Below are 22194 nucleotides of genomic sequence, written 5' to 3' on the forward strand. Positions count from 1 at the left end.
AACAAAGCAGCTGGTAGAAGTGTTCGGGCCGCCGAAGGGATGTTATTTCGGTTGCCTTTTGCCGCGTTTTCCCGTAGTTTTCGCAACGGAAAATACTTAGGTAGGGCATTACCGCCCTGCCACTCTATCCCCCTGAAGCTATGCGTCTGACCCTCAAGGTTTGTCTTTCTCTCACGCTGCTCCTGTTACCTACTGTATCCAGCTTTGCCCAAAAAGTGGCAGGCGACCAGGCCAAGCTGCTGCGGGATGCCGACCGCGCGTTCTCTCAGTATGACTACCCCACTGCCGACAAGCTGTATCGCATGGCTATAAAAAAGGATGCGGGCAATTGGCGCATCATGCAACGGATAGCAGAGGTGAACCAGGAGATGATGAAATATGAGGAGTCGTCGAAATGGTATCAAGCCGCACTGGACGTAGAACCTACCGCCAACGATACGCTCTGGTTCAATCTGGGCCGCGTACTGAAGACGATGGAGAACTTCGTGGAGAGTACACGGGCATTTGACCGCTTCATTGAACTGCACCGCCGCAACGACTTCCTGACCCGCCAGGCGCGCATGGAAATCGAAGGCAACAAGTATGCGCAGGTGGAACTGCGCCGCAAGCCCGGCTATCAAGTAACCAAGGCTGGTGTATCGAGCAATAACACCGACTATGACCCCGCGGTGTTTGTGGATGGCAATAATCGCTTTCTCGTGTTTTCCTCCGCACGACGGGGGAGCCTTGGCAAAGAAGTGTACGGCCGCTTTGGTGCCGAGCCATTCACCGACCTCTGGGTTGCCAAAATGAACAGCGACAGCACATTTGGAGGCCCCACCAATATGGGGAAGATGATTAACACCCAGCACAACGATGGCTCGGCGACCTTCACCCCAGATGGCCTGACGATGTACTATGCGATCGCCAACAAAGGAAAGATTGCCAAAGAAGGCAGCGACAACTTTGGGGTTAGTATCTATCAGTCAAAATTTGACAAGGACAAAAAAGTATGGAGCCGATATGAGTTGGCGCCACGACTTAACTCTACCCAGCAAGCCACTGTAGACAGCCGAGGCAAGACCAAAACAGTAGCTGGCTACGACGCACACCCGTTCATTACTGCCGATGGGCAAACGCTATACTTCGTATCTGACCGCCCAGGTGGCCGCGGTGGGCAGGACATCTGGTACTGCACGCGCGTGGGAAATGAGTGGTCTGAGCCGCAGAACGCTGGCCCTGAAGTGAACACGGAGTTCAACGACATTCAGCCTTTTGTGAGCGCCGATGGCCGCACGCTCTATTTCGCATCCGAAGGCCATATTGGCCTTGGCGGCTACGACCTGTACAAGGTGGAAGGCACGCCTGGCAGCTGGGGCCGTGTGGAGAACCTCGGCTATCCGCTGAACACCACTTACGACGAAACCTCTATCATGTGGCTGCAGCCCGAGCAAACGGGCCTCATCACAAGCAACCGCCCCGGTGGTTCGGGCAAGTCGGATATCTACTACTACCGTGTGCTGCCCCGTACACCTGACGAAGGCATCGAGATTACGATTCAGGGCCGTGTGCGCGATGTGAAGACCAAGCAGGCCATTCCGTTTGCAACTGTGCAGCTGTATGAGACCGACGGCTCCGCCCTCACCCCGATTGATACCTTCAAGACCGACCAGACCTCGCAGTACAAGTTTATCCTGAAGCGTGACCGCGACTACAAACTAGTGGGTAACGCGCCCGAGTACCTGGCGAATGAGGTGTTTGTCTCTACCAAGAACATCACCAGCAGCACCCAGTTGGAAGCTGATATTGATATCCTGTTGGAGCGCATCGAGATCAGCCGCCCCATCGTTCTCCAGAACATCTACTACGACTTTGACAAGGCCGAATTGCGTCCAGTGTCTATCACCGAGCTGGAGCGGATTGTAACGCTTATGCGTGAGAACCCAGGCATTACCATCCAAATTGGCTCACACACAGATACCAACGGCTCGGAGAAGTACAATCTGAACCTGTCGGAACGCCGGGCACGCTCGGTTGTGAACTATCTGGTGGAGAAGGGCATTGCCAAGAACCGCATCAAGTCGTTCGGTTTTGGCGAATCGCAGCCGCTGGTGTACCCTGAAATGTCGGACGCTGACGAGCAGACAAACCGCCGCAGCGAGTTCCGCATCCTGACGCTGGATCTGCCGTCAGGCCGGTAAACACAGATAAATGCAGTAAAACGGCAGGCTGACGCCTGCCGTTTTCGTTTCTTTGCGGCATGAGCAGTGCCAACGACCTGTATGCCCAGCGAGGCGTATCTGCCGACAAGCAGGACGTCCATAAAGCCATTGCCCACCTGGACAAAGGGCTGTATCCCAACGCTTTCTGTAAGATTCTACCGGATGTAGCTGGCGACCCAGCCTGGTGCAGCCTGCTGCATGCCGACACCGCAGGTACAAAAACCGTACTGGCCTATCTCTACTGGAAAGAAACCGGCAATCTGGATGTATGGAAGGGCATAGTACAGGACGCCATTGTCATGAACCTGGACGACATGGCCTGCGCTGGCGTGTTGAACGGCTTTGTGCTGTCGAACACGATTGGGCGCAACAAATCGGTGATTCCAGGGGAAGTGGTGGCAGCACTCATTGGAGGCGCTACAGAGTTTGCCGAACAAATGGCTGCGCTGGGCATTGAAGTGACACTGGCTGGCGGCGAGACCGCCGACGTAGGCGATATCGTGCGTACGGCCGATGTGGGCTTTACAGCACTGGCACGCCTGCCCCGTGCACAGGTGAAGAGCATTGACATACAGCCGGGCGACGTGATTGTGGGGCTGGCCAGCGACGGCCAAGCCACCTACGAACGCAGCTATAACAGCGGCATCGGTTCCAATGGTCTCACCTTTGCCCGCCACGAACTGCTGGATAAGCATTACGCCGAAGCCTATCCCGAGTCCTTTGACCCTGCATTGGACCGCCACGTGCTCTATACAGGCCGTCACCGCCTCACCGACCGCGTGGACAGCCTACCTATAGACATTGGCCGCGCCATTCTCTCACCAACCCGCACCTATGTGCCAGTGCTGAAAGCGCTGCCCCAGGAGCTGTGGCCGCTCATCAATGGCATTATCCACTGCACAGGTGGAGGGCAAAGCAAGGTGCTGCACTTTACGAAAGCGGGCCTGCGCATTGTGAAGGACAACCTACTGGACATACCCCCGCTCTTCCGCCTGATACAGTACCAGAACAACAGCGATTGGGAGAACCTCTTCAAGGTATTCAACATGGGCCAGCGACTGGAGTTCTACGTGCGTCCAGAAGGCGCCCAGGTGATCATCGACACTGCCCTGCGGTTTGGTATCCAAGCGCAGATTACAGGCCGCGTAGAGAAGTGGGAAGGTCCCAGCGAAGTGCGCCTGACCAACCCAGTCACGAGTGACATTTACCACTACATCCGTCAGTAGGCTCCGTCGCTGGAGAAGCCTCGAAACAAACAGGACTCAACTCCAACCCAAACGATGAAATGCAAAAAGCCCCGGTAAACCGGGGCTTTTTGCTAGACTGTCGTATTCGTATCAGCGAGCGGAGAGCTTCTCCATCTCTGTGCGGGCTGCAAATTTGAACTGCGATTTGCCACTGGAGAGTGTGCCAAACAGCTTCTTTGCACGCTCGTTGTCGCCAGCCTTTTTAGCAGACAGAGCCTGCGTAAACTGGAAAGCGGCTACGAGGTTAGCGTTGTTGTTGGCTGCAGCGATAGCGCGCTCAGCGGTGGCGACAGCAGCGGGATAACGACCCAGCTGATATTCGGCCTGTGCCTTGATGCCCAGAACGGTGGGATTGTTGGGGGTCTTGGCGAGGATCTTGTCGGCAGTAGCGAGGGCACCAGCGTAGTCGCCGTTGCGGAACTGCAGGTTGATAATGCTTGAGAGAACCTTGGCGCGCTTGGCTTCATCCTTCACCTGGTCGGCAGCCTTGTTCAGGTTGGCGATTGCTTGGGGAACCTGACCTTTACGAGACTGGATGTTAGCCAGCATCATGTAGCCAAGGTAGTTGTTGGGTTCCAGCTGAATGGCCTTGTTGGCGTAGGTAATGGCATCTTCCAGCACGTTAGCCTTAAGGTAACCACTGGCGATACGAAGCTGATAGCCTGCACCACTGGTGGCCTGGAAAGCAGCAACACGGCGCTGGTAAGGAGTACCTGCAACGTTCTTCCATGCTTCATTGGCTTTGGTCTGGTCGCCAGCCTTGTAATAGGCAACCCCGAGGCTGTACCAGTACTTGGCAACCTGATTGGGGTTCATGTTGGCAGCCTTGGCGCGGTCGATGGCACGCTGGTAGCTGGTAACAGCACCAGTGTAGTTGTTGAGGGCTACGAGGATGTCGCCGTCAACTGCGAGCACGCGGGGATCTTCGCCAGCGGTAGACTTAACCTTGTTGAGTTCGGCTTGGGCCTCCTGAGGACGGTTCTGCTTGAGCAGCAGGTTTACAGCAGCAAGCTTGTATTGGAGCTTTTTGTTAGCGTCCTTCTCAACATCATAAGCGGCATTGAGGGCTTGTGCGGCGCCAGGGTAGTTGCGCAGCTGGATGTAGGCCACCGCCATTTTCACATGGGGGTTAGCAATATCCTTGTTCAACACAGCAGCCTGACGGAAAGACTGTACAGCTTCGTTGAACTTCTTGAGCTTCATTTCGCTCTGGCCACGGTCGTAGAAATACCGGAAGTTGGTCTTCTCTACAGCGATGGCTTCATTGTAAGCCTGAATGGCCCCATTATGATCGCCACGCTTCGCAGCTTCCTTGCCTTTCAGATAGGCTTGGCGCCCCGGACCAGCGGTCTGGGCCACGAGCATCGCAGGCAGCAGGAGTGCGGCCACGGCAACCACCAGGCCGAAGGCGCGGAGGGTTGCGAGCTTGAATCCTTTCATTGCGTTCAGAGCTTTCATTCGAAGTAACGAATACGGTTGCAGTCTCTAGAGGTAACGCCTTAACGGCGGGTAGGTTTAATTCTCCTGTTACAAATGTAAAGGAAAAAGGCGACTGACCAAAGCCAAAAGAGAGTTAATCGCAGAAACCACGTACGCAGAATTTCCCACAGCCATCATTCTTTGGAGTTGTGCTTGCCGTAGAAAGCTATTAAAGCGGAACTTTGCCAGACTATGACACCCAAGTTTAATCTGGTAGAAGAACTGCGCTGGCGGGGCATGTATTATGACGCCACCCCAGGCGCAGAGGAACTAGTTAAAAAAGAATGTGTTACATGTTACGTTGGTTTTGACCCGACAGCGGATTCGCTTCACATTGGCAGCCTGGCAACCGCAATGCTGCTGATACATGCCCAACGCGCTGGACATAAACCACTTGCACTGGTAGGCGGGGCCACTGGAATGGTAGGCGACCCTACGGGCAAATCGGCAGAGCGCAAGCTGCTGACTACCGACGAACTGCAAGCCAATCTGGCTGGTATTCAGCGGCAACTGGAAGCCATGCTGGACTTTGGCGACATCCCCAACCGGGCAGAGGTAGTGAACAACTATGACTGGATTGGCCCCATGTCGTTCATAGAGTTCCTGCGCGATGTAGGCAAACATCTGTCTGTGAACTACATGATGTCGAAAGACTCCGTACAGAAGCGTCTGGAATTTGGCCTCTCCTTCACAGAGTTTTCCTACCAACTGCTTCAGGCCTACGACTTTGTGCACCTGTACAAGCACCGGAACTGCAAACTGCAGATGGGAGGGTCGGACCAATGGGGGAACATCACAGCGGGTACTGAGCTGATTCGCAGGATGTTGGGCGAAGCCGGTAGCGATGCGGAAGCCATCACAGGCCCACTGCTTACCAAGGCCGATGGCACCAAGTTTGGCAAGAGCGAGGGTGGCGCCAATATCTGGCTAGACCCCAAGCGGACCTCTCCCTACAAGTTTTACCAGTATCTGCTGAACACAGGTGATGCCGACGTGGAAAAGCTGGTGAAGGTGTTCAGCCTACAGAGCAGGGAAGCCATGGAAGCGGCTCTGAATGAGGGCAAAGCGAAGCCAGAGGCGCGTATTCCGCAGCGTTTCATCGCAGAGGAGCTTACTGCCCGCGTGCATGGAACCGAAGGACTGCGACAGGCAGAAGCGGCCAGCGAAGTGCTGTTTGGCAATGCTCCGGTAGCCATGCTGGAGCAAATGGGCCCAGAAGCAGTAGCCGACCTGTTTGACGGTGTGCCCACTGGCCAGTTTGCGAAAACACGCCTGGAAGAAGGCGCTCCCCTACTCGACCTACTGGTGGAAGCGCAAGCCTTTTCTTCAAAGGGGGAAGCCCGAAAGATGATTCAGGGTGGTGGCCTGCGCCTGAACAAGGAAAAAGTGGCTGATGAGAAGCTGGTGGTGAATGATGCCGCCCTTATTGCGGGGCGCTATCTGCTGTTCCAGAAAGGTAAACGGAACTACCACGTTGTGGAAGCCATCTGATATTTTTGCGTTCAAGGGAAAGTTGCTAAGTTTGCAGCCCCAACGCACGGAAAGGTGCCAGAGTGGTTGAACGGGCTCGCCTGGAAAGCGGGTATACGCTAAAACGTATCGAGGGTTCGAATCCCTCCCTTTCCGCAACCAAAAAGAAAACGGCTGGTCTAAGACCAGCCGTTTCTGTTGTAAGGGGGTTGATCGGTTCCCTACTTACTTCGTGATATCAGCGAGCGTTTTCTCGATGATGGAAATACCCAGATCGATGTCGGCCTTGGAGATGATGAGGCCTGGACGGAAGCGGATGCTACGGGGGCCACAGCCAAGGAACATGGTGTTATAAGCCTCGAGACCGCGGTCGATGAAGGCATTGCGATGCTGCGTGGTGGGCAGGTCGAACGCGATGATGAGGCCACGGCCACGGACGTTGGTCACCTGCGGAAACTTCTGTGCTACCTCATGAAGCTTGCCCAGGAAGTACTCGCCAACCACTGCGGCATTCTCCACGAGATTGTCCTCCGCAATGATGCTGAGGATTTTCTCGGCGCGGACCATGTCAACCAGGCTGCCTCCCCATGTGCTGTTGATACGCGAGGGAACTGTGAAACAGTTGGTTTCGACTTCGTCGATACGGGGCCCAGCGAGAATACCGCTGATCTGCATCTTCTTGGCGAAGGCCACGATATCGGGCCGGGCTTCAGGGCCAAAGTGCTCGTGTGCCCAGAACTTGCCTGTGCAGCCAACGCCTACCTGCACTTCGTCGAAAATGAGCAGGGCCTCATTTTCATCGCAGAGTTGGCGAAGGGTAACCATGAACTCCTTGCGGAAGTGGTTGTCGCCACCCTCGGCCTGGATGGGCTCGATGATGATGGCACAGATTTCGTCCTTGTGCTCCTGAAACGCCATCTTGATCTGGTTGATTGCCAGCTGCTCGCGCTGGATCAGATCGTCGTGATTGGCGTCGGTGTAGGGGAAATGAATCTTGGGGTTCAGGACGCGGGGCCAGTCGTTAAACTTGGCGAAGTAGCGGATCTTGGCGGGGTCGGTGTTCGTGAGCGACATGGTGTAGCCGCTACGCCCGTGGAAAGCCTCCTGGAAGTGCAGCACTTTGGTGCCCTTCTCGTGACGATAGCCCTTCTTGAAGTTCTTCTGCACCTTCCAGTCCATTGCCACCTTCAGGGCGTTCTCTACGGCCAGTGCACCGCCCGAGATGAAAAAGGCGTACTTGAACCAGTCGCGCTTGGCTACACGAGCGAAGGTGTCGAGGAACTGTGCGTACTGGGTGGTGTAGATATCGGAGTTGGAAGGGTTGACCAGAGCCGCCTGCAGCAGGTTCTTCTGGAACTCCTTGTCCTCCATCATCTTGGGGTGATTGTACCCCACCGGAATGGTAGCGAAGCAGGTGAAGAAATCGAGCAGCTTGCGGTCGTGCTTGGAGTCGTAGACATAGATGCCCTGACTCTTCTCGAGGTCCATGACAAGATCCATACCATCCTTGAGGATGTGCTTTTTCAGAATCTTGTCTACTTCTGAGGGTGCGATGGTTGCGCTCATGGCTATAGCAAAAGGGAGTATGGTCGACAGTACAAACAGATACGGCGAGGGGCTACCCATATACGTGGGTAATACACGCACACACATAGCGTGTGGCACACAACAACAAAAGACAATACAGGGAGGGCTAAGCGCCAGCGGGCTTAGAATACCGATTCCAGCCGACCAGAAAGGTCGAGGTAGAACAGGAGGTGCGACAGCTTATGTATGACTGCGGCTACCATCGGTAGGAGCTAGACAGGAGTAGCCTGTAGTGCAAGTATATGCAGGGCTCTGCAAAATTCCTAGAGGCTGAAATGCTCGGCGGCCTGTGGTCGGCGGAAGAACAGCAGGCCAGCATCAAAGAGATCAATGGAGACGGTAACGTCGGGGTCGGCAAGGAGGGAGTGCCAGGCCTGGAGCATATCGGGCGACCAGCGGATATCATCCACCTGCACGCATGCGCCTGGTATGAGGTGGGGCTTAAGGGCCTGCCAGTAAGCCAGCGTAGCAGCCGAAGTATGGTGCCCATCTAGGAGGACAAAATCCCACGGCCCTTGCGCAGCAGGCGTATCCAGAAACTGCTGGAAAGTACCGGTATGAAAAGCAATCCGGGCGTCGCCTGTTACCTGCTGGGCCGTTTGCCGGGCAATGGCCGCCAACTCGGGGCTTCCTTCAACCGTTTGAATATCAGCCGCTGGCGCCCCTAAAGCCAACCAGCATGTACCCACGCCAATATTGGAACCGAACTCGAGCACGCGCATGGGTTTCAGAAAAGCCAACAGCCGCGCCAGCCGGGCACCATCGGCCGGGGTACGTGCGGAAGAACTGGCGATACGGCCCAATGGAACTGTGCGTTCCCGCTGTCCGTCAGCGTCGTAGCCTGCGCCGTAGTCGACAATACGTATGGGTTGACCCGAAGCCTTCCAGTGCCTGTAGACTGCCAACAGAGTATCACTGCCTGGGAATCCCTGCGGTCGGAGGACCTGCTCGATCAACTGAAAGACGAAAGGGGAATGCACCCCGTGTCTTGTCTTTTTTCGCCATCGCCATTTCAGCCACTCGCCAGTTCTGAAAACGAGGAGGGCGAAGAGACGGAATACGCGTGTCATTACTCCTGCATGGGCACGGGGGCTTCTACAGGTTCTGAACCTGGGGGCAGACCGCCGTACTTGTCAATTAGGTAATCGTCGTACATATCGGCATACGTAGCGATGCGCGCGAGGATATTGAGGGCTTCTTCCACATCCATTCCACGGGCCTCGCGAATGGTTTTAAGCCAAACAAGGTCCTTGTACAGCGAAAATGCTACTCCGAAAAGCTTATCATTCAGCAGAAGCAATTCTTCGAAAAGGGCCAGCCGACTGGCCGTGTTAGGCACACGCATTACCGGGCTCATCACCTGATAATAAGCGCGGCCCTGTCGCTCAATATGCCAGAGGTCAATCCAGACTGATGCGGAGCCCTGTGCCAGGTTCCACTGCCCACGCTGCTCGCCCCGACAAGACTCAGGGTCAAGCTCCAGACGGCGAATTGAGTCTTCAATGATCTGGTAGTAGGCATCCAGATTTTCCATGTAACAGACAGTAGATAGGTTGCAGAAGGTCGTAGGCCGATATTACAGGTTTTTCGGGATGTTTAAATCGGCCAATAGTTAAAAAAGGGCTGCTCAACGCAAAAACGCCCCTGATGCGGTAGCCATCTCCTGTGCAGCCACTCTTGCAGCTTCGGGATAGGTAGCAGAGTTGCTGGAGGCGTAAAGAATGGAGCGGCTGGCATTGATGAGAAGTCCGCCATCGGGAGTAGCAGCTGCCCGGCACACCGCCTCCAGATCGCCGCCCTGAGCGCCCACACCTGGTACAAGAAACCAAGCATGGGGAGCGTCCTGCCGTATGTCGGCCAGGTGCGAAGCCTGGGTGGCGCCTGTCACGAAGCCCAAATGACCCTTGGAGGCCCACTGCTGACTGGTACGCACAACATGCCGATAGAGGGGCTTGCCGTCGGCCTGCGGGAGGAACTGGAAGTCGGCTGCACCAGGATTGCTGGTAAGTGCCAGCAGAAACACCCACTTGCCTTCCTGTTGCAGGAAAGGCGTAACAGAGTCTGAGCCCATGTAGGGACTAACCGTGATGGCATCAAAAGGCAACGCATCAAAAACGGCAGTGGCATACATGGTAGAGGTGTTGCCAATGTCGCCGCGCTTGGCATCCGCAATGCGGAGCGTATCAGTTGGCAGCAGCGCCGCTACCTCGGCGAGCAAATCCCACCCCCGGGGCCCCAATGCCTCGAAGAAAGCGAAGTTGACCTTGTAAGCAACAGCCAGATCGGCAGTGGCCTCAATGATTCGCTGGCAGAACTCTCTCACCCCGACGCCTGCGGGCATTTTGGCGCTGTCAGGATCGATACCAACGCAGAGCATGGACCGGCGTGAATGAACCAGCGAAGAGAGCTGTTGGGGTGTCATGGGCTAAAGCGGGTTATATGAAAACGGCCTGCTAGGCAGGCCGTTTGAAACATTCAGCGTTACATCAGAGCGGCAACATCATGTAGGCCAGCAGGGCAATAATGCCAATGGCCATGAGAAGAGCGTAGTTCTGTACGAGACCTGTCTGGAAGCGGCGGAGGCGTTCGCCAGTAACAGCCAGTACAGCACCGGTACCATCCACTATGCCGTCGATGACTTTCCGGTCGAAGGGTACAACTGCGTGTTCAGAAACCCAAACGAAGGGACGGATGATCATGCGGTTGTACAGTTCGTCTACATAGAACTTGTTCTCAAGCGTGCGGTACATGCCCCCGAAGAGCCCTTTCACCTTGTTGTCGCCAGCGAGGTCGAAACGGCTGTAGAGACGGTAGGCAATACCAACGCCCAGGAAGGCGATGAGGATGGAAACACCAATGAGCATCCACTCGGTGGCTACGTCGGCGTGTACAACACGGTTGACGATGGGGCCACCTTCGCGGGCCAGCCAGCTGTTGGTGATGAAGTTGTAGTGTCCGTGGCCGATAACCTCAGGAATGCCTACGTATCCACCGAAGATAGCCAGCACTGCGAGTATCCACAGGGGAATGGTCATGGCAGGCGACGACTCGTGTGGATGGTGATCGTGGTTCTCGTAGCGCTCCTGGCCCAGGAAGGTCAGGTAGGTGAGACGGGTCATATAAAAGGCCGTCAGCAGGGCGGTGAACATGCCAATGCCGTAGACCATGTAATACAGGGTAGACTCATGGCCATTGGCGAAAACCTTGCCCAGGATTTCGTCTTTGGAGAAGAAGCCCGACAGGCCCGGTATACCCGCAATTGCCAGCGTGGAAATGGCGAATGTCCAGAACGTGGAAGGCATGTACTTTTTGAGACCACCCATGGTACGGATGTCCTGTGGGTCGTGGGCCGCATGGGCATGCTCCATGGCGTGAATGACCGAACCGCTACCGAGGAAGAGGCAGGCCTTGAAGAAGGCGTGCGTCATTACGTGGAAGATGGCGGTGGAGAATGCACCAGCACCCAGGGCCATGAACATGAAGCCCAGCTGCGAAACGGTGGAGTAAGCCAGCACCTTCTTGATGTCGTTCTGAGCAATGGCGATAAGTGCCGCCATGATGGCCGTGAGACCACCTATCACGCACACCACCATCATTACGGCTGGCGCCTGAAGATAAATGATGCTGAGGCGAGAGATTAGATAAATACCGCTGGTAACCATGGTAGCGGCGTGGATAAGCGCCGATACAGGGGTTGGGCCGGCCATAGCGTCTGGCAGCCACACATACAGAGGAATCTGAGCGCTCTTGCCAGTTGCAGCGATGAATACCAGCAGGGTTACCCAGAAAGCGATATCGCCAGTGAAGGCAGAAGAAGCCAGGATGGCATCGTACTTCAGCGAACCGACGGTTGCGAAGATGATGAAAATGGCCACGAGAAAGGCGAAGTCGCCCACACGGTTGGCCACGAAGGCTTTCTGTGCGGCTTTGGCCTTCTCCATATCGGTATACCAGAAGCCGATGAGGAAGTAAGAGCATGCACCTACACCCTCCCACCCCAGGAACGTAACGATGAGGTTATCGCCCAGAATGAGGTTGTTCATCGCAAAGATGAACAGGTTGAGGTAGAGGAAGAACTTGTAGTACCCCTTATCGCCATGCATGTAGCTGGACGAATAGAGGTGGATCACCGAGCCTACGCCTGTGACGATCATGCCCATGAGGAGGGACAGTTCGTCGAGCTTGTAGCCGAAGTCGAGCGACAGGTTCTGCGTCTGCATCCAGGGAAGGATGGAGAACGTTACCGGAGTGCCGTTGTAAGAGAAGTATATAGAGCAGACGAGGATGAAGGGGATGAACACCGCAAGGGTAGCGATGGTCCCAATTAGTTTTTCCTGCTGCCGGAAGCCCTGCGACAGGAAGCCGCCCAGGCCAATTACCACTGCACCCAGCAATGGCAAGAGTATGATTAGCGCGTTCAGATCCATGAGTCGCAGATTACCACTTGAAGATGTTTACCTCGTTGATATTGATGTCCTGCCGGTTGCGGAACAGGGCAATGATGATGGCCAGGCCAACGACTGCCTCGGCGGCGGCCACGCACATGACAAAGAACACGAGCATGGTGCCCGAAGCATTGTCGTACATGCGGGAGAACGTAACCAGCGAGAGGTTTACCGCGTTGAGCATAAGCTCGACGCAGGCAAACACGATGATGGCGTTACGGCGGGTGAGCACCCCAATCAGGCCGATGACGAAGATGGCGGCACTGATGGCGAGGTACAGGTAGAGCGTCTGGGTATTTGCCATAAGGTCAGCTGTGCTGGAGGGTTCAGTTGTGGCGTTTGGCAATGACTACTGCGCCGATAAGGGCCGCCAGCAGCACCACGGAAATCATTTCAAAAGGGAACACATAGCTGGTCATCAGCTCGCGCCCGATGGCCTCAACCTTGCCATAGGCAAAATTTGGGCTGTTTGAGCCATTGAGCGCCGGCAGGCCCTTGTTGAGGGCGTACAGGAGTTGGCCCAGCAGAACAAGTCCCAACGTCATTGCGCCCAAGCGCCTGCTGTCCCACCGGAAGGGTTCCATGTGGCTTTCGTCCAGATTGAGGAGCATGACCACAAACAGGAAGAGCACCATAATGGCCCCTGCGTATACGATGATCTGGATGGCGAACAGGAACTCGGCATGCAGGGTGAGATACATCCCGGCGATGGCGAAGAAGTTCAGCACCAGCAGAAGAATGGCATACAGCGGGTTACGGCTGAAGATGAGACCACAACCGGAAGCCACGGCCAGAATGCCCAGCAGGATAAGAGGTAGATTGTCCAGCGACATAGGCGCAGTGTTAATAAGGCTGATGACAGGGCATGGGTATCCCTGGTTTCAGAATCGCCCGCAAGATGCAGGATTACGCCCAAACATTCAAGAAAGGGCGCATTTCTACTTGCCCACTTTTGGATGCGGGGGTTGTTGGGTGGCCTGTGTGCTTCGGCCGTGCCGGGTTGCCAGTTGAGACAAACCGCCTGTGAATGAGGCTACCTGCGGTTCCAAGACTTCAAAAAACGTGAAATCGACAGCCTCTACTATTGGTACTGCTTTTACAATAAGTGTGGCCCCGGCGGGGGTCAGTCGCGGCAAGCGGGCGCGGGGGTCGGCGGGGTGTACGACCCGCTCCACCCACCCGGCAGCCTCCAGCCGTCGGATTACCGAACTTACGAGCATGACATCCAGCTCGGCCATTTCGGCCAGCCGAGCTTGAGTGGGGGCTTGGCCCTTCTCTTCCATCCAGCGGAGAACGGCCAGCAGCACAAACTGCGTGTGCGTGATGCCGAAGGGCTTGAGGGCCTGTGTCTGCTGGCGCTGCCAGGCCTGGCTCACCTGCCAGAGCAAAAACCCCGGACTCTCACCCGGCTGCTCAAAGCCGAACGCCGAATCGGAGTGTGTAGTTGGTTCTGCCATGTGAATCAGCCCTGTTGCTTCAGAAGTGCATCAAGACGGGCCAGTTGGCGCTCGTGATGCGCAAAGTGCATGGGGATGAGCTTATACCACTGACGGGCATTGAGATGTGAAAAGCGGGGATGCAGACGGGTACCCGTCTGCCTGGCGGCCAAGAGTTGGGGCAACACCTCGCGCATGGCATTTTCGCATTGGGCCAGGCCTTCCAGCAGTTTGGCTTTATTCTCGGGCTGCGGCGGCGTGTATTGCGGAGACGGCGGCACCTTGATTCGCACGGGTGGCAACATGCCCAGCAGAAGCGCCAGGCGGGCAAACAGCCTGGCGCTTCCTTCGTTGGGAGTCGCGGGGTCCAGACATTCCTTGGCCAGACGTAACTGAAAGTGAAGTGAAGCGCCAATGAGATGCTGATACACCTGTCCGATGGTCCAGCCCTCTGCTTCCAGTTTCTGGGCCAATTGGGCTTCGGAATACCCCTCCAGCCGCTTGCGATAACGTGCCAGCAGGGCCTGGGTTCGAAGAAAAATGGCTTGAGGATTGCTCATACCGCAATACTAAACACAGTTATAATAATTGTGCTTACTATCTATCAAATAATTTTTTTGTGCAAAGGGGTTGCCACGAAAGAATGGACCACTATTTTTGCAAGCCCAATCGCTACAGCGGCTGGGCATTGAAAACGGCGCAAGCCAACGAGGGAGCTTAGCTCAGCTGGTTCAGAGCATCTGCCTTACAAGCAGAGGGTCGGGGGTTCGAATCCCTCAGCTCCCACTTTCGTTCTTACTTCTCTTTGGGAGCTTAGCTCAGCTGGTTCAGAGCATCTGCCTTACAAGCAGAGGGTCGGGGGTTCGAATCCCTCAGCTCCCACATCTCTTTATGATTCGTTTTCATCATCACCATCACAGCAGCCTCGAGGCCTTGAAGCCTTGCTGGATGTGAGGGTATGCACAGAAAACGACTCACTACCACCTAACTTCAAAAAGCCTCGTGAATGCTCACGGGGCTTTTTTGTTTTACGTCTACCCTATCCTATTCCTTCCGATATGTCTCTCCTGACCATTGCCATCCAGAAATCGGGGCGCCTGAGTGAAGACACGCTGCGTCTGCTGGCCGACTGCGGCATCAAGGTGCCAGCCGGTGGCACGGGCAAACTGAAAGCGGCTGCCACAGGCTTCCCCGCCGAAGTGCTGTTCCTTCGCGATGACGACATCCCACAGTACGTATCAGATGGCGTAGCGGATGTAGGCATCCTGGGCCGCAACGTGGTATTGGAGAAAGCCAAGCCCGTCAGAGAAGTGTCGACGCTGGATTTTGGCAAGTGCCGCCTGTCGCTGGCCGTGCGCCAGAATACCGAATACAGCGGGCTGGATTACTTCCGGGGGAAACGGATTGCCACCAGCTATGTAAAGATTCTCGGCGAGTTTCTGGCCAGCAAGGGGATCGAAGCCGAACTGCACGAGATCAGCGGCTCGGTGGAGATTGCACCGTCCATCGGGCTGGCCGACGCCATTTTCGATATCGTAAGCACCGGCAGCACCCTGCTGACCAACGGCCTGCGTGAAGTGGAAACCGTGTTGCACAGCCAGGCTGTACTGGTAAGCAGCCAGCGCCTGACCGCCGAAAAGCAGACGCTGCTGGACAAATTGATGTTCCGCATAGAGGCCGTGCACAAGAGCCGCGGACACAAGTACATCCTGCTGAATGCACCAAACGAGAAGCTCGAAGAGATCTGTGGTCTGATTCCGGGCATGAAAGCCCCGACCATTCTGCCGCTGGCCGAGCCCGGCTGGAGCTCTGTGCACAGCGTCATCTCTGAAGCTGACTTCTGGGAGCGCATTACCGCCTTGCGGGAAGCTGGCGCACAGGGGATTCTGGTAGTACCCATTGAAAAAATGATCCTCTGAGCCATGCAGACCTATGTAAACCCTGCACGTAGCGAATGGCCTCAGCTGCTGCAACGCCCTTACAGCGAAACCTCGGCCGAACTGACAGAACGCGTGTCCGCTGTGCTGAAACAGGTGCGCCTGGAAGGCGACAAAGCCCTGCTGGCACTGACCGAACGCTTTGACGGCGTGCGCTTGGAAAACCTGAAGGTAAGCGCCGCCGAACTGGCCGAAGCCGGCAGCCAACTGAGCACAGAGCTGAAGGAAGCCATTGGCACTGCCCGCGCCAACATCGAGAAGTTTCATGCCGCCCAGCGCAGCAAGGGGCTGGAGGTAGAGACACAGCCGGGTGTGATATGCCGCCGCAAGCAGGTGGCCATCGAGTCGGTGGGGCTGTACATTCCTGGCGGATCGGCGCCGCTTTTCTCTACCCTGCTGATGCTGGGTGTACCGGCAGTGCTGGCTGGCTGCCGCAACATCACGCTCTGCTCGCCGCCCGACAAAAGCGGCAAACTGCACCCTGCCATCCTGTATACCGCCCATCTGCTGGGCCTGACCGAGGTGTACAAAGTGGGCGGCAGCCAGGCCATAGCCGCCCTGGCCTATGGCACGGAAAGCATCCCTAAAGCCAGCAAGATTTTTGGACCTGGCAACCAATACGTTACAGCAGCCAAGCAGCTGGTATCGGCGCAGGGCACGGCCATTGACATGCCGGCTGGGCCATCGGAGGTGCTGGTAATTGCAACCGAAGGAGCTGATGCCGCCTTCGTGGCTGCCGACCTGCTGAGCCAGGCCGAGCACGGCCCAGACAGCCAAGTGATACTCGTGAGCGACAGCGCCGCGCGCGTGGAAAGCATCGTTGCCGAGGTGAACAGCCAGGTGCTGAAGCTGCCCCGTAAAGAGATTGCGCAGCAGGCGCTGGCCAACAGCCGGGCTTTTGTGCTGCCTACCCTGCAAGACCTCATAGACCTCTCGAACCTGTATGCGCCCGAACACCTGATACTGGCCGGGAAAGATGCCGATGTAGACTGGCTGGCCGAGCGTGTGGTGAATGCCGGTTCGGTGTTTATGGGCAACTGGGCCCCCGAAAGTGTGGGCGACTATGCCAGCGGCACCAACCACACCCTGCCCACCAACGGCTTTGCCACTGCCTACAGCGGCGTGAGCCTCGACAGCTTCTGCAAGCAGATTACCTTCCAGCGCCTGACGCCCGAAGGCCTGCGGGCACTGGGCCCCGTAGTAGAGCGAATGGCTGATGCAGAACAGCTTTTTGCGCACAAAAACGCCGTAACCTTGCGGCTCAACGCCCTCAACCGCTAAGACTCATGGCCTTCGAACTGAACCGCATCATTCGCCCGAACATCCAGAAAATGGTGCCCTATGCCACCGCCCGCGATGAATTCAAGGACACGGGCGATGGCAAGGAGCGAATCATGCTGGATGCCAACGAAAACCCCTACGACACCGGCTATAACCGCTACCCTGACCCACTGGCGAAGGAAGTGAAAGAGAAGCTGGCACGAATCAAAGGGGTGCAGCCCAGCCAGATTTTTCTGGGCAATGGCAGCGATGAGTGCATCGACGCCCTGATGCGCAGTGTATGCCAACCCGGCAAGGACGCCATTCTGATTCAGCCGCCAACCTATGGCATGTACGAGGTATGGGCCTCCATTCAGGACGTCTCGGTGATTCGTGTGCCGCTGGATGCTGATTTCATGCCGGATGCCGACAGGATTCTGAAGGCCATCACGCCGGAAACGAAGATTGTATTCTTCTGCTCGCCCAACAACCCGACGGGCAACCTGCAGCCCAAGGCGGTGATGGAGCGTGTGCTGCGCGAATGGCAGGACGGCATTGTGGTAGTGGATGAAGCCTATGCAGACTTTGCGCCGGAAGGCTCGCTGCTGCCCGACCTTGCCGATTACCCCAACCTGGTGATCCTACAAACGTTCAGCAAAGCCTGGGGCATGGCAGGCATCCGTCTGGGCATGGCCTTTGCCTCGCCCGAACTGGTGGCGGTGCTCAACAAAGTGAAGGCCCCCTACAACATCAACCAGATGACACAGCAGGCAGCGCTGAACGGCCTGGCGTATCAAGAAGTAACAGAGGGGCTGATGAAGATTCTGCTCTCGGAACGCCGACGCCTGACCGCTGAACTGGAAAAGCTGCCCAAAGTGGAAAAGGTGTACCCCTCGGACGCCAACTTCCTGCTGGTACGCGTAACCGGCGGTCATGAAGCCTATCAGTATCTCCTGAAACAGGACATTGTGGTACGCGACCGCAGCAAACTGCAGGAATGCCTTGGCTGTCTGCGCATCTCCATCGGTACGCCGCAGGAGAACGACCAGCTGCTGGAAGCACTGGCCAATTTCTAGAACCCATCCCGACATATGTCGAAACCAAAACTCCTCTTTATAGACCGCGACGGCACCCTGATAGTGGAGCCGTTGCCCGACCGGCAGATCGACTCGCTGGAAAAACTCCAATACATACCCGGTGTATTCACCTGGCTGGGCAAAATAGCCCGCGAGCTGGACTACACGCTGGTGATGGTGAGCAACCAGGACGGCCTGGGCACGTCTTCGTTCCCCGAAGACACCTTCTGGCCTGCCCACACCCGGATGCTGGAAACGCTTAAAGGCGAAGGCATTGCGTTTGCCGCAGAGCATATTGACCGTTCGTTTCCGCACGAGAATCTGCCCACCCGCAAGCCCGGTACTGCGCTGCTGACCGAGTACATGGACGGCAGCTATGACCTGGGCAGCAGCTGGGTGATCGGCGACCGGATGACCGACATACAGCTGGCGAACAATCTGGGGGCAAAGGGCATCCTGATTAAAACTGGCTTTGACAGCAGCCCGGAAGGTGTAGAAGCGCCACATGTGGTGGTGGACACCTGGCAGGAAATCTACCACCTGCTGAAGCGCCCCGCGCGAGTGGCCGAACACCGCCGAAAAACCAACGAGACCGACATCGCCATCCGGCTGAACCTCGATGGCACCGGCAAGGCCAACATCCATACAGGGCTGGGTTTTTTTGACCACATGCTGGACCAGCTGGCGCGCCATGGCGGGCTGGATCTGGACATACAGGTAGCAGGTGACCTGCACATAGACGAGCACCACACCATCGAAGACACTGCGCTGGCACTGGGCGAATGCTTTGACAAAGCCCTGGGCAACAAGCGCGGTATAGCCCGCTACGGCTTTCTGCTGCCAATGGACGACTGTCTGGCACAGGTAGGCATTGATTTTGGCGGGCGTCCGTGGTGTGTGTGGAAGGCCGAGTTCCGTCGGGAGAAGATTGGCGAGATGCCCACGGAGATGTTCTTCCACTTCTTCAAGAGCTTTTCTGACACCGCACGCTGCAACCTGAACATACAGGCCGAGGGCGACAACGAGCACCACAAGATCGAGGCCATCTTCAAAGGCTGGGCACGGGCCATTCGCATGGCTGTGCACCGCGACCCCGAACGCGACGACCTGCCCAGTACCAAGGGTGTACTGTAGCCGGAAATAGCCGTGGGACCGAGGGGCGGCAAGTGCTAGTTTTACAGCATGCAGTTGCGTCGCAAATCCGCCCCTCTTGTTCCGCCGGGCATGGCCCGTCTGGCACTGGTCCTTTTGATACTGACACTGGCCTACCACCTGCTGACCCAGTTCAAAAGTCTGCTGGTGCCCGTAGCCTATGCTGCCGTACTGGCATGCCTGCTGCTGCCAGTGGTCAGGTGGTTGCGCAAACGTCGTGTGCCCGATGCCTTGGCGGTGACAATTGGCATTCTGCTGGCAGGTGCAGTGTGCTTTGGGGTTTTCTACTTTGTGGGCACACAGGCAACAGCCCTACAGGAAGACTATCAATTGCTGCGCGAGAACTACCTGAAACTGCTGGACGAACTGGACGTGTGGATGCAGGCACATCTGGACTGGAAGTATCAGCAGAACCTTGATGCCCTACAGCATAGGCTGGCAGAAGCAGGCGACGAGCTTGCCGCAGTAGCAGGCTCCACACTGCTGCTCACCACCGATGTGATTACCGTGCTGGTGCTGATTCCGATTTACGCCTTCTGTATCCTCATTTACCGCAAGCGGCTGGTAAACGCCTTCGGCCTGATGGCTGGCAGCAGTCAGGCACCTGTGATGCGCGGCGTGGCCGAGCGCATCCGGAAAACGATGGGCTTGTACATTGTGGGGTTATTGGTGGTGATGTGCGTAGTGTTTACGCTGCTGTTCACCGGTCTGTTGATACTGGACGTACCACATGCGCTGTTTTTTGCGATGGTAGCCGCATTGGCCAACATCATCCCTTATGTGGGGATCCTGATGAGTGCCCTTGCAACCTCTGGCTACGCGATGCTGAGCACCGGGCACGGCTGGATGTTCCTGGCAGTGCTGGCGGTGTTCTGGGGTGTGCACGTGCTGGAATCGAACTTCGTGGCGCCTTTTGTCATTGGCCGCTATGTGCGGGTGAATGCTTTTGCCGCACTGCTGGGCGTGATACTTGGCGGCATGGTCTGGGGCATCCCCGGCATGATTCTGTCGCTGCCTACGCTTGCCGCACTGAAAATTGCCAGCACCGCTTCGCCCAATCTGCGGGCCCTGACGGTGCTACTGGGCGATGACCGCGACGAAGACTGAGGGAAGTCTCAGTGACGTAGGCGGTTCAACTGATCCAGAATGACCGTACGGTAGCGGTCGTATGCCAAGAGTACGATGGCCAATGCCACAGCAGCCTCGGCGGCGGCAATGACCATGACAAAAAGAGCGAACGTCTGCCCCTCAAGCGGATTATTGGCTGAAGTAGCAAAGCCAGCCAAATTGAGGTTGGAGGCATTGAGCATCAGCTCAACGCCAAACAGGATGGCCACCGCGTTTCGGCGGGTGAGCACCAGATACACCCCGATGGATAACAGTATGGCGGATAGGACGAAATAGTACTGTGCCATATCAGAGCAGGGGTTCTTCGGGTTCCTGTGTGTTGTTGCCTGTAACGGCCAGGGTCTCGCGGGGTTGTGACGCTTCGCGCCGCGAGAGGAAAGCTGCACCCAGCAGTGCTGCCAACAGCAGGATGGAGAGGAGTTCGAAGGGCAGAATCCATTCGGTCAGCAGCCCTTTGCCCAGCTCCACCACCGTGGGGGGGGAGGTGGCGCCGGAGTTTACCTGTGGCCGATAGCCCAGCAGCAGCACTGCCAGCAGGGTAATGGCAACCAGTGGGCCGCCCACCCTATTCACCAGCCCTGTGCGGGGGGCGGTGTCCATGGTATCGGGCAAAGATTCGACGGGCAGTTCGCGGTTGGACAGCATGACGCCAAACAGCAGCAGAATGAGAATGCCCCCGACATAGACGATGAGCTGAGAGACGGCGAGGAAGTCGGCAAGGGCAAAGACAAACAGCCCCGCGACGCCAAAGAAGCAGAGGAAAAGCCAAAAAGCCGCCCGCACGATGTTGCGCGAGAAGGCGACCGCGAGCGCCGAGCCCAGCATCACTGCCGAGAAGAGCCAGAAGACGATATCAAGCAGATTCATCGGGTTCGGGCTTGGCTGGTTTTGAGACAGGCGGCTTCAGGCCGGGTGGCAGCTTGGTGCCTGCGGGTGGCGCAGCAGCCTTGGGGGCATCGGCAGCGGGCGCATCGGTAGCTGGCTTGGCAACAGGCGGCTTCAGGCCGGGTGGCAGCTTGGTGCCTGCGGGTGGCGCAGCAGCCTTGGGGGCATCGGCAGCGGGCGCATCGGTAGCTGGCTTGGCAACAGGTGGCTTGAGGCCGGGTGGCAGCTTGGTGCCTGCGGGTGGCGCAGCCTCAACAACGGGGGCGACAACTGGCTGCTCGGCGGCGACTGCTGCCTGTTTGGCAGCACGCTTGGCGGCTTCGAAGCTGTCCAGTTCGGCCTGCTTCACCCTCGCCAACTCGGGCGAGAGGTTACCGAAGTGGTAGATGAAGTTCTCGCGGTCATACTCGGCGAAGTCGTAGTGCTTGGTCATGGTGAGGCACTCGGTGGGGCATACCGTGGTGCAGAGCCCACAGTAGCAGCACTTCGCCATGTCGATGTCGAACGTGGGCAGGTAGAACTTCTTGCGCGAGCCATCGGAGGTTACGCCAAGGTCGTCTACGGCTTTGATCTTCTCAATCGTGATGCAGTCTACAGGGCAGATGCGGGCGCACTGGTCGCAGCCGATGCAGTCTTCCGTTTCCAGGTACAGCCTGTAGCGGCCTACATCGGGCACTGCTATCTGCTGGTGGGGATACTGCACAGTGACAGGGCCAACCGGCTGCTGGAAGTAGCCTTCTTCCATCACGTGCAGCGGCTTTTCGCGGCCTGCTTTTCCGCGCAGCCCACGCTTCAGATGGCCCCACGTCAGGCGCAGGCCAGCCAGCGTACTGGTAGTGGCATGCACAATGCTGGCAAAATATGACCGGGAGGCGGGCGTCACGTATTGAA

The 22194-nt window shown here is 56.8% G+C and carries 21 protein-coding genes and 3 tRNA genes; 11 read left to right on the plus strand and 13 right to left on the minus strand.

Features of this window, described 5'->3' with window-relative positions:
- Positions 1 to 140: 140 nt before the first annotated feature.
- Together AC2D8O_RS09910 and AC2D8O_RS09915 are read left to right on the plus strand one after the other, a co-directional pair.
- On the plus strand, positions 141 to 2180 hold the full coding sequence (locus AC2D8O_RS09910; RefSeq protein WP_484678659.1) for an OmpA family protein: 2040 nt from the start codon (positions 141 to 143) through the stop codon (positions 2178 to 2180).
- A 59-nt stretch (positions 2181 to 2239) separates the two neighbouring features.
- The gene (locus tag AC2D8O_RS09915; RefSeq protein ID WP_484678660.1) at positions 2240 to 3427 is read left to right on the plus strand and encodes an AIR synthase related protein; all 1188 of its coding nucleotides are present in this window, start codon (positions 2240 to 2242) and stop codon (positions 3425 to 3427) included.
- 111 nt (positions 3428 to 3538) lie between these two features.
- Here the strand turns inward: AC2D8O_RS09915 and AC2D8O_RS09920 are convergent, their stop codons facing one another.
- Positions 3539 to 4888, minus strand: coding sequence for a tetratricopeptide repeat protein (locus AC2D8O_RS09920; protein WP_484678661.1), 1350 nt, complete (start codon positions 4886 to 4888; stop codon positions 3539 to 3541).
- Between the two features lie 231 nt (positions 4889 to 5119).
- Between AC2D8O_RS09920 and tyrS the strand changes: the two genes are divergently transcribed.
- Together tyrS and AC2D8O_RS09930 are read left to right on the plus strand one after the other, a co-directional pair.
- Positions 5120 to 6418 carry a tyrosine--tRNA ligase gene (gene tyrS, locus AC2D8O_RS09925; protein ID WP_484678662.1) on the plus strand — a complete coding sequence of 433 codons (1299 nt, stop codon included), beginning with the start codon at positions 5120 to 5122 and terminating at the stop codon, positions 6416 to 6418.
- Between the two features lie 48 nt (positions 6419 to 6466).
- Positions 6467 to 6553: transfer RNA gene (locus AC2D8O_RS09930), tRNA-Ser, on the plus strand.
- 69 nt (positions 6554 to 6622) lie between these two features.
- Here the strand turns inward: AC2D8O_RS09930 and lat are convergent.
- The 9 genes from lat to AC2D8O_RS09975 all read right to left on the minus strand — a co-directional run bounded on the left by lat (position 6623) and on the right by AC2D8O_RS09975 (position 14425).
- Positions 6623 to 7963: an L-lysine 6-transaminase gene (gene lat / locus AC2D8O_RS09935; RefSeq protein ID WP_484678663.1), complete on the minus strand. Its 1341-nt coding sequence runs from the start codon at positions 7961 to 7963 to the stop codon at positions 6623 to 6625.
- 284 nt (positions 7964 to 8247) lie between these two features.
- Entirely contained in the window at positions 8248 to 8889 is a 642-nt protein-coding gene (locus AC2D8O_RS09940; protein WP_484678664.1) for an O-methyltransferase, read from the minus strand.
- A 164-nt stretch (positions 8890 to 9053) separates the two neighbouring features.
- Entirely contained in the window at positions 9054 to 9518 is a 465-nt protein-coding gene (locus AC2D8O_RS09945) for a T3SS (YopN, CesT) and YbjN peptide-binding chaperone 1 (protein WP_484678665.1), read from the minus strand.
- A 93-nt stretch (positions 9519 to 9611) separates the two neighbouring features.
- Positions 9612 to 10406, minus strand: a complete 795-nt coding sequence (gene pyrF, locus AC2D8O_RS09950; protein WP_484678666.1) for an orotidine-5'-phosphate decarboxylase — start codon at positions 10404 to 10406, stop codon at positions 9612 to 9614.
- A gap of 64 nt (positions 10407 to 10470) precedes the next feature.
- The gene (nuoL, locus tag AC2D8O_RS09955; RefSeq protein ID WP_484678667.1) at positions 10471 to 12411 is read right to left on the minus strand and encodes an NADH-quinone oxidoreductase subunit L; all 1941 of its coding nucleotides are present in this window, start codon (positions 12409 to 12411) and stop codon (positions 10471 to 10473) included.
- Positions 12412 to 12421: 10 nt separating this feature from the next.
- Complete coding sequence (nuoK, locus tag AC2D8O_RS09960; RefSeq protein ID WP_484678668.1) at positions 12422 to 12733, minus strand: NADH-quinone oxidoreductase subunit NuoK; 312 nt, start codon at positions 12731 to 12733, stop codon at positions 12422 to 12424.
- A gap of 22 nt (positions 12734 to 12755) precedes the next feature.
- Entirely contained in the window at positions 12756 to 13262 is a 507-nt protein-coding gene (locus tag AC2D8O_RS09965) for an NADH-quinone oxidoreductase subunit J family protein (RefSeq protein WP_484678669.1), read from the minus strand.
- 105 nt (positions 13263 to 13367) lie between these two features.
- Positions 13368 to 13886 carry a MarR family winged helix-turn-helix transcriptional regulator gene (locus AC2D8O_RS09970; protein WP_484678670.1) on the minus strand — a complete coding sequence of 173 codons (519 nt, stop codon included), beginning with the start codon at positions 13884 to 13886 and terminating at the stop codon, positions 13368 to 13370.
- A gap of 5 nt (positions 13887 to 13891) precedes the next feature.
- On the minus strand, positions 13892 to 14425 hold the full coding sequence (locus AC2D8O_RS09975) for a DinB family protein (protein WP_484678671.1): 534 nt from the start codon (positions 14423 to 14425) through the stop codon (positions 13892 to 13894).
- A gap of 151 nt (positions 14426 to 14576) precedes the next feature.
- Here AC2D8O_RS09975 and AC2D8O_RS09980 point away from each other — a divergent pair.
- From AC2D8O_RS09980 to AC2D8O_RS10010, 7 genes are all read left to right on the plus strand, one after another.
- A tRNA-Val gene (locus tag AC2D8O_RS09980) sits at positions 14577 to 14651 on the plus strand.
- A 21-nt stretch (positions 14652 to 14672) separates the two neighbouring features.
- A tRNA-Val gene (locus AC2D8O_RS09985) sits at positions 14673 to 14747 on the plus strand.
- A 176-nt stretch (positions 14748 to 14923) separates the two neighbouring features.
- Positions 14924 to 15784, plus strand: a complete 861-nt coding sequence (gene hisG / locus AC2D8O_RS09990; RefSeq protein ID WP_484678672.1) for an ATP phosphoribosyltransferase — start codon at positions 14924 to 14926, stop codon at positions 15782 to 15784.
- A gap of 3 nt (positions 15785 to 15787) precedes the next feature.
- The gene (gene hisD, locus AC2D8O_RS09995) at positions 15788 to 17083 is read left to right on the plus strand and encodes a histidinol dehydrogenase (RefSeq protein WP_484678673.1); all 1296 of its coding nucleotides are present in this window, start codon (positions 15788 to 15790) and stop codon (positions 17081 to 17083) included.
- A 5-nt stretch (positions 17084 to 17088) separates the two neighbouring features.
- The gene (gene hisC / locus AC2D8O_RS10000; RefSeq protein WP_484678674.1) at positions 17089 to 18138 is read left to right on the plus strand and encodes a histidinol-phosphate transaminase; all 1050 of its coding nucleotides are present in this window, start codon (positions 17089 to 17091) and stop codon (positions 18136 to 18138) included.
- A 15-nt stretch (positions 18139 to 18153) separates the two neighbouring features.
- On the plus strand, positions 18154 to 19272 hold the full coding sequence (hisB, locus tag AC2D8O_RS10005) for a bifunctional histidinol-phosphatase/imidazoleglycerol-phosphate dehydratase HisB (RefSeq protein ID WP_484678675.1): 1119 nt from the start codon (positions 18154 to 18156) through the stop codon (positions 19270 to 19272).
- Between the two features lie 48 nt (positions 19273 to 19320).
- The gene (locus AC2D8O_RS10010; protein ID WP_484678676.1) at positions 19321 to 20397 is read left to right on the plus strand and encodes an AI-2E family transporter; all 1077 of its coding nucleotides are present in this window, start codon (positions 19321 to 19323) and stop codon (positions 20395 to 20397) included.
- Between the two features lie 8 nt (positions 20398 to 20405).
- Here the strand turns inward: AC2D8O_RS10010 and nuoK (AC2D8O_RS10015) are convergent, their stop codons facing one another.
- Genes nuoK (AC2D8O_RS10015) through AC2D8O_RS10025 form a run of 3 tightly spaced genes read right to left on the minus strand, consistent with a single transcriptional unit; the run spans position 20406 to position 22186 of the window.
- The gene (gene nuoK / locus AC2D8O_RS10015; RefSeq protein WP_484678677.1) at positions 20406 to 20705 is read right to left on the minus strand and encodes an NADH-quinone oxidoreductase subunit NuoK; all 300 of its coding nucleotides are present in this window, start codon (positions 20703 to 20705) and stop codon (positions 20406 to 20408) included.
- 1 nt (position 20706) lies between these two features.
- Positions 20707 to 21285 carry an NADH-quinone oxidoreductase subunit J family protein gene (locus AC2D8O_RS10020; protein WP_484678678.1) on the minus strand — a complete coding sequence of 193 codons (579 nt, stop codon included), beginning with the start codon at positions 21283 to 21285 and terminating at the stop codon, positions 20707 to 20709.
- Complete coding sequence (locus AC2D8O_RS10025; protein ID WP_484678679.1) at positions 21272 to 22186, minus strand: NuoI/complex I 23 kDa subunit family protein; 915 nt, start codon at positions 22184 to 22186, stop codon at positions 21272 to 21274. Before AC2D8O_RS10025 ends, AC2D8O_RS10020 begins: the two co-directional genes overlap by 14 nt.
- Between the last annotated feature and the right edge of the window lie 8 nt (positions 22187 to 22194).

The sequence above is a fragment of the Pontibacter sp. T17 genome, from assembly GCF_057219875.1.

Coding starts and splice junctions, on each gene's coding strand:
- AC2D8O_RS09910 (WP_484678659.1), top strand. CDS start 141: ATGCGTCTGACCCTCAAGGTTTGTCTTTCTCTCACGCTGCTCCTGTTA.
- AC2D8O_RS09915 (WP_484678660.1), top strand. CDS start 2,240: ATGAGCAGTGCCAACGACCTGTATGCCCAGCGAGGCGTATCTGCCGAC.
- AC2D8O_RS09920 (WP_484678661.1), bottom strand. CDS start 4,888: ATGAAAGGATTCAAGCTCGCAACCCTCCGCGCCTTCGGCCTGGTGGTT.
- tyrS (WP_484678662.1), top strand. CDS start 5,120: ATGACACCCAAGTTTAATCTGGTAGAAGAACTGCGCTGGCGGGGCATG.
- lat (WP_484678663.1), bottom strand. CDS start 7,963: ATGAGCGCAACCATCGCACCCTCAGAAGTAGACAAGATTCTGAAAAAG.
- AC2D8O_RS09945 (WP_484678665.1), bottom strand. CDS start 9,518: ATGGAAAATCTGGATGCCTACTACCAGATCATTGAAGACTCAATTCGC.
- pyrF (WP_484678666.1), bottom strand. CDS start 10,406: ATGACACCCCAACAGCTCTCTTCGCTGGTTCATTCACGCCGGTCCATG.
- nuoL (WP_484678667.1), bottom strand. CDS start 12,411: ATGGATCTGAACGCGCTAATCATACTCTTGCCATTGCTGGGTGCAGTG.
- nuoK (WP_484678668.1), bottom strand. CDS start 12,733: ATGGCAAATACCCAGACGCTCTACCTGTACCTCGCCATCAGTGCCGCC.
- AC2D8O_RS09965 (WP_484678669.1), bottom strand. CDS start 13,262: ATGTCGCTGGACAATCTACCTCTTATCCTGCTGGGCATTCTGGCCGTG.
- AC2D8O_RS09970 (WP_484678670.1), bottom strand. CDS start 13,886: ATGGCAGAACCAACTACACACTCCGATTCGGCGTTCGGCTTTGAGCAG.
- AC2D8O_RS09975 (WP_484678671.1), bottom strand. CDS start 14,425: ATGAGCAATCCTCAAGCCATTTTTCTTCGAACCCAGGCCCTGCTGGCA.
- hisG (WP_484678672.1), top strand. CDS start 14,924: ATGTCTCTCCTGACCATTGCCATCCAGAAATCGGGGCGCCTGAGTGAA.
- hisD (WP_484678673.1), top strand. CDS start 15,788: ATGCAGACCTATGTAAACCCTGCACGTAGCGAATGGCCTCAGCTGCTG.
- hisC (WP_484678674.1), top strand. CDS start 17,089: ATGGCCTTCGAACTGAACCGCATCATTCGCCCGAACATCCAGAAAATG.
- hisB (WP_484678675.1), top strand. CDS start 18,154: ATGTCGAAACCAAAACTCCTCTTTATAGACCGCGACGGCACCCTGATA.
- AC2D8O_RS10010 (WP_484678676.1), top strand. CDS start 19,321: ATGCAGTTGCGTCGCAAATCCGCCCCTCTTGTTCCGCCGGGCATGGCC.
- nuoK (WP_484678677.1), bottom strand. CDS start 20,705: ATGGCACAGTACTATTTCGTCCTATCCGCCATACTGTTATCCATCGGG.
- AC2D8O_RS10020 (WP_484678678.1), bottom strand. CDS start 21,285: ATGAATCTGCTTGATATCGTCTTCTGGCTCTTCTCGGCAGTGATGCTG.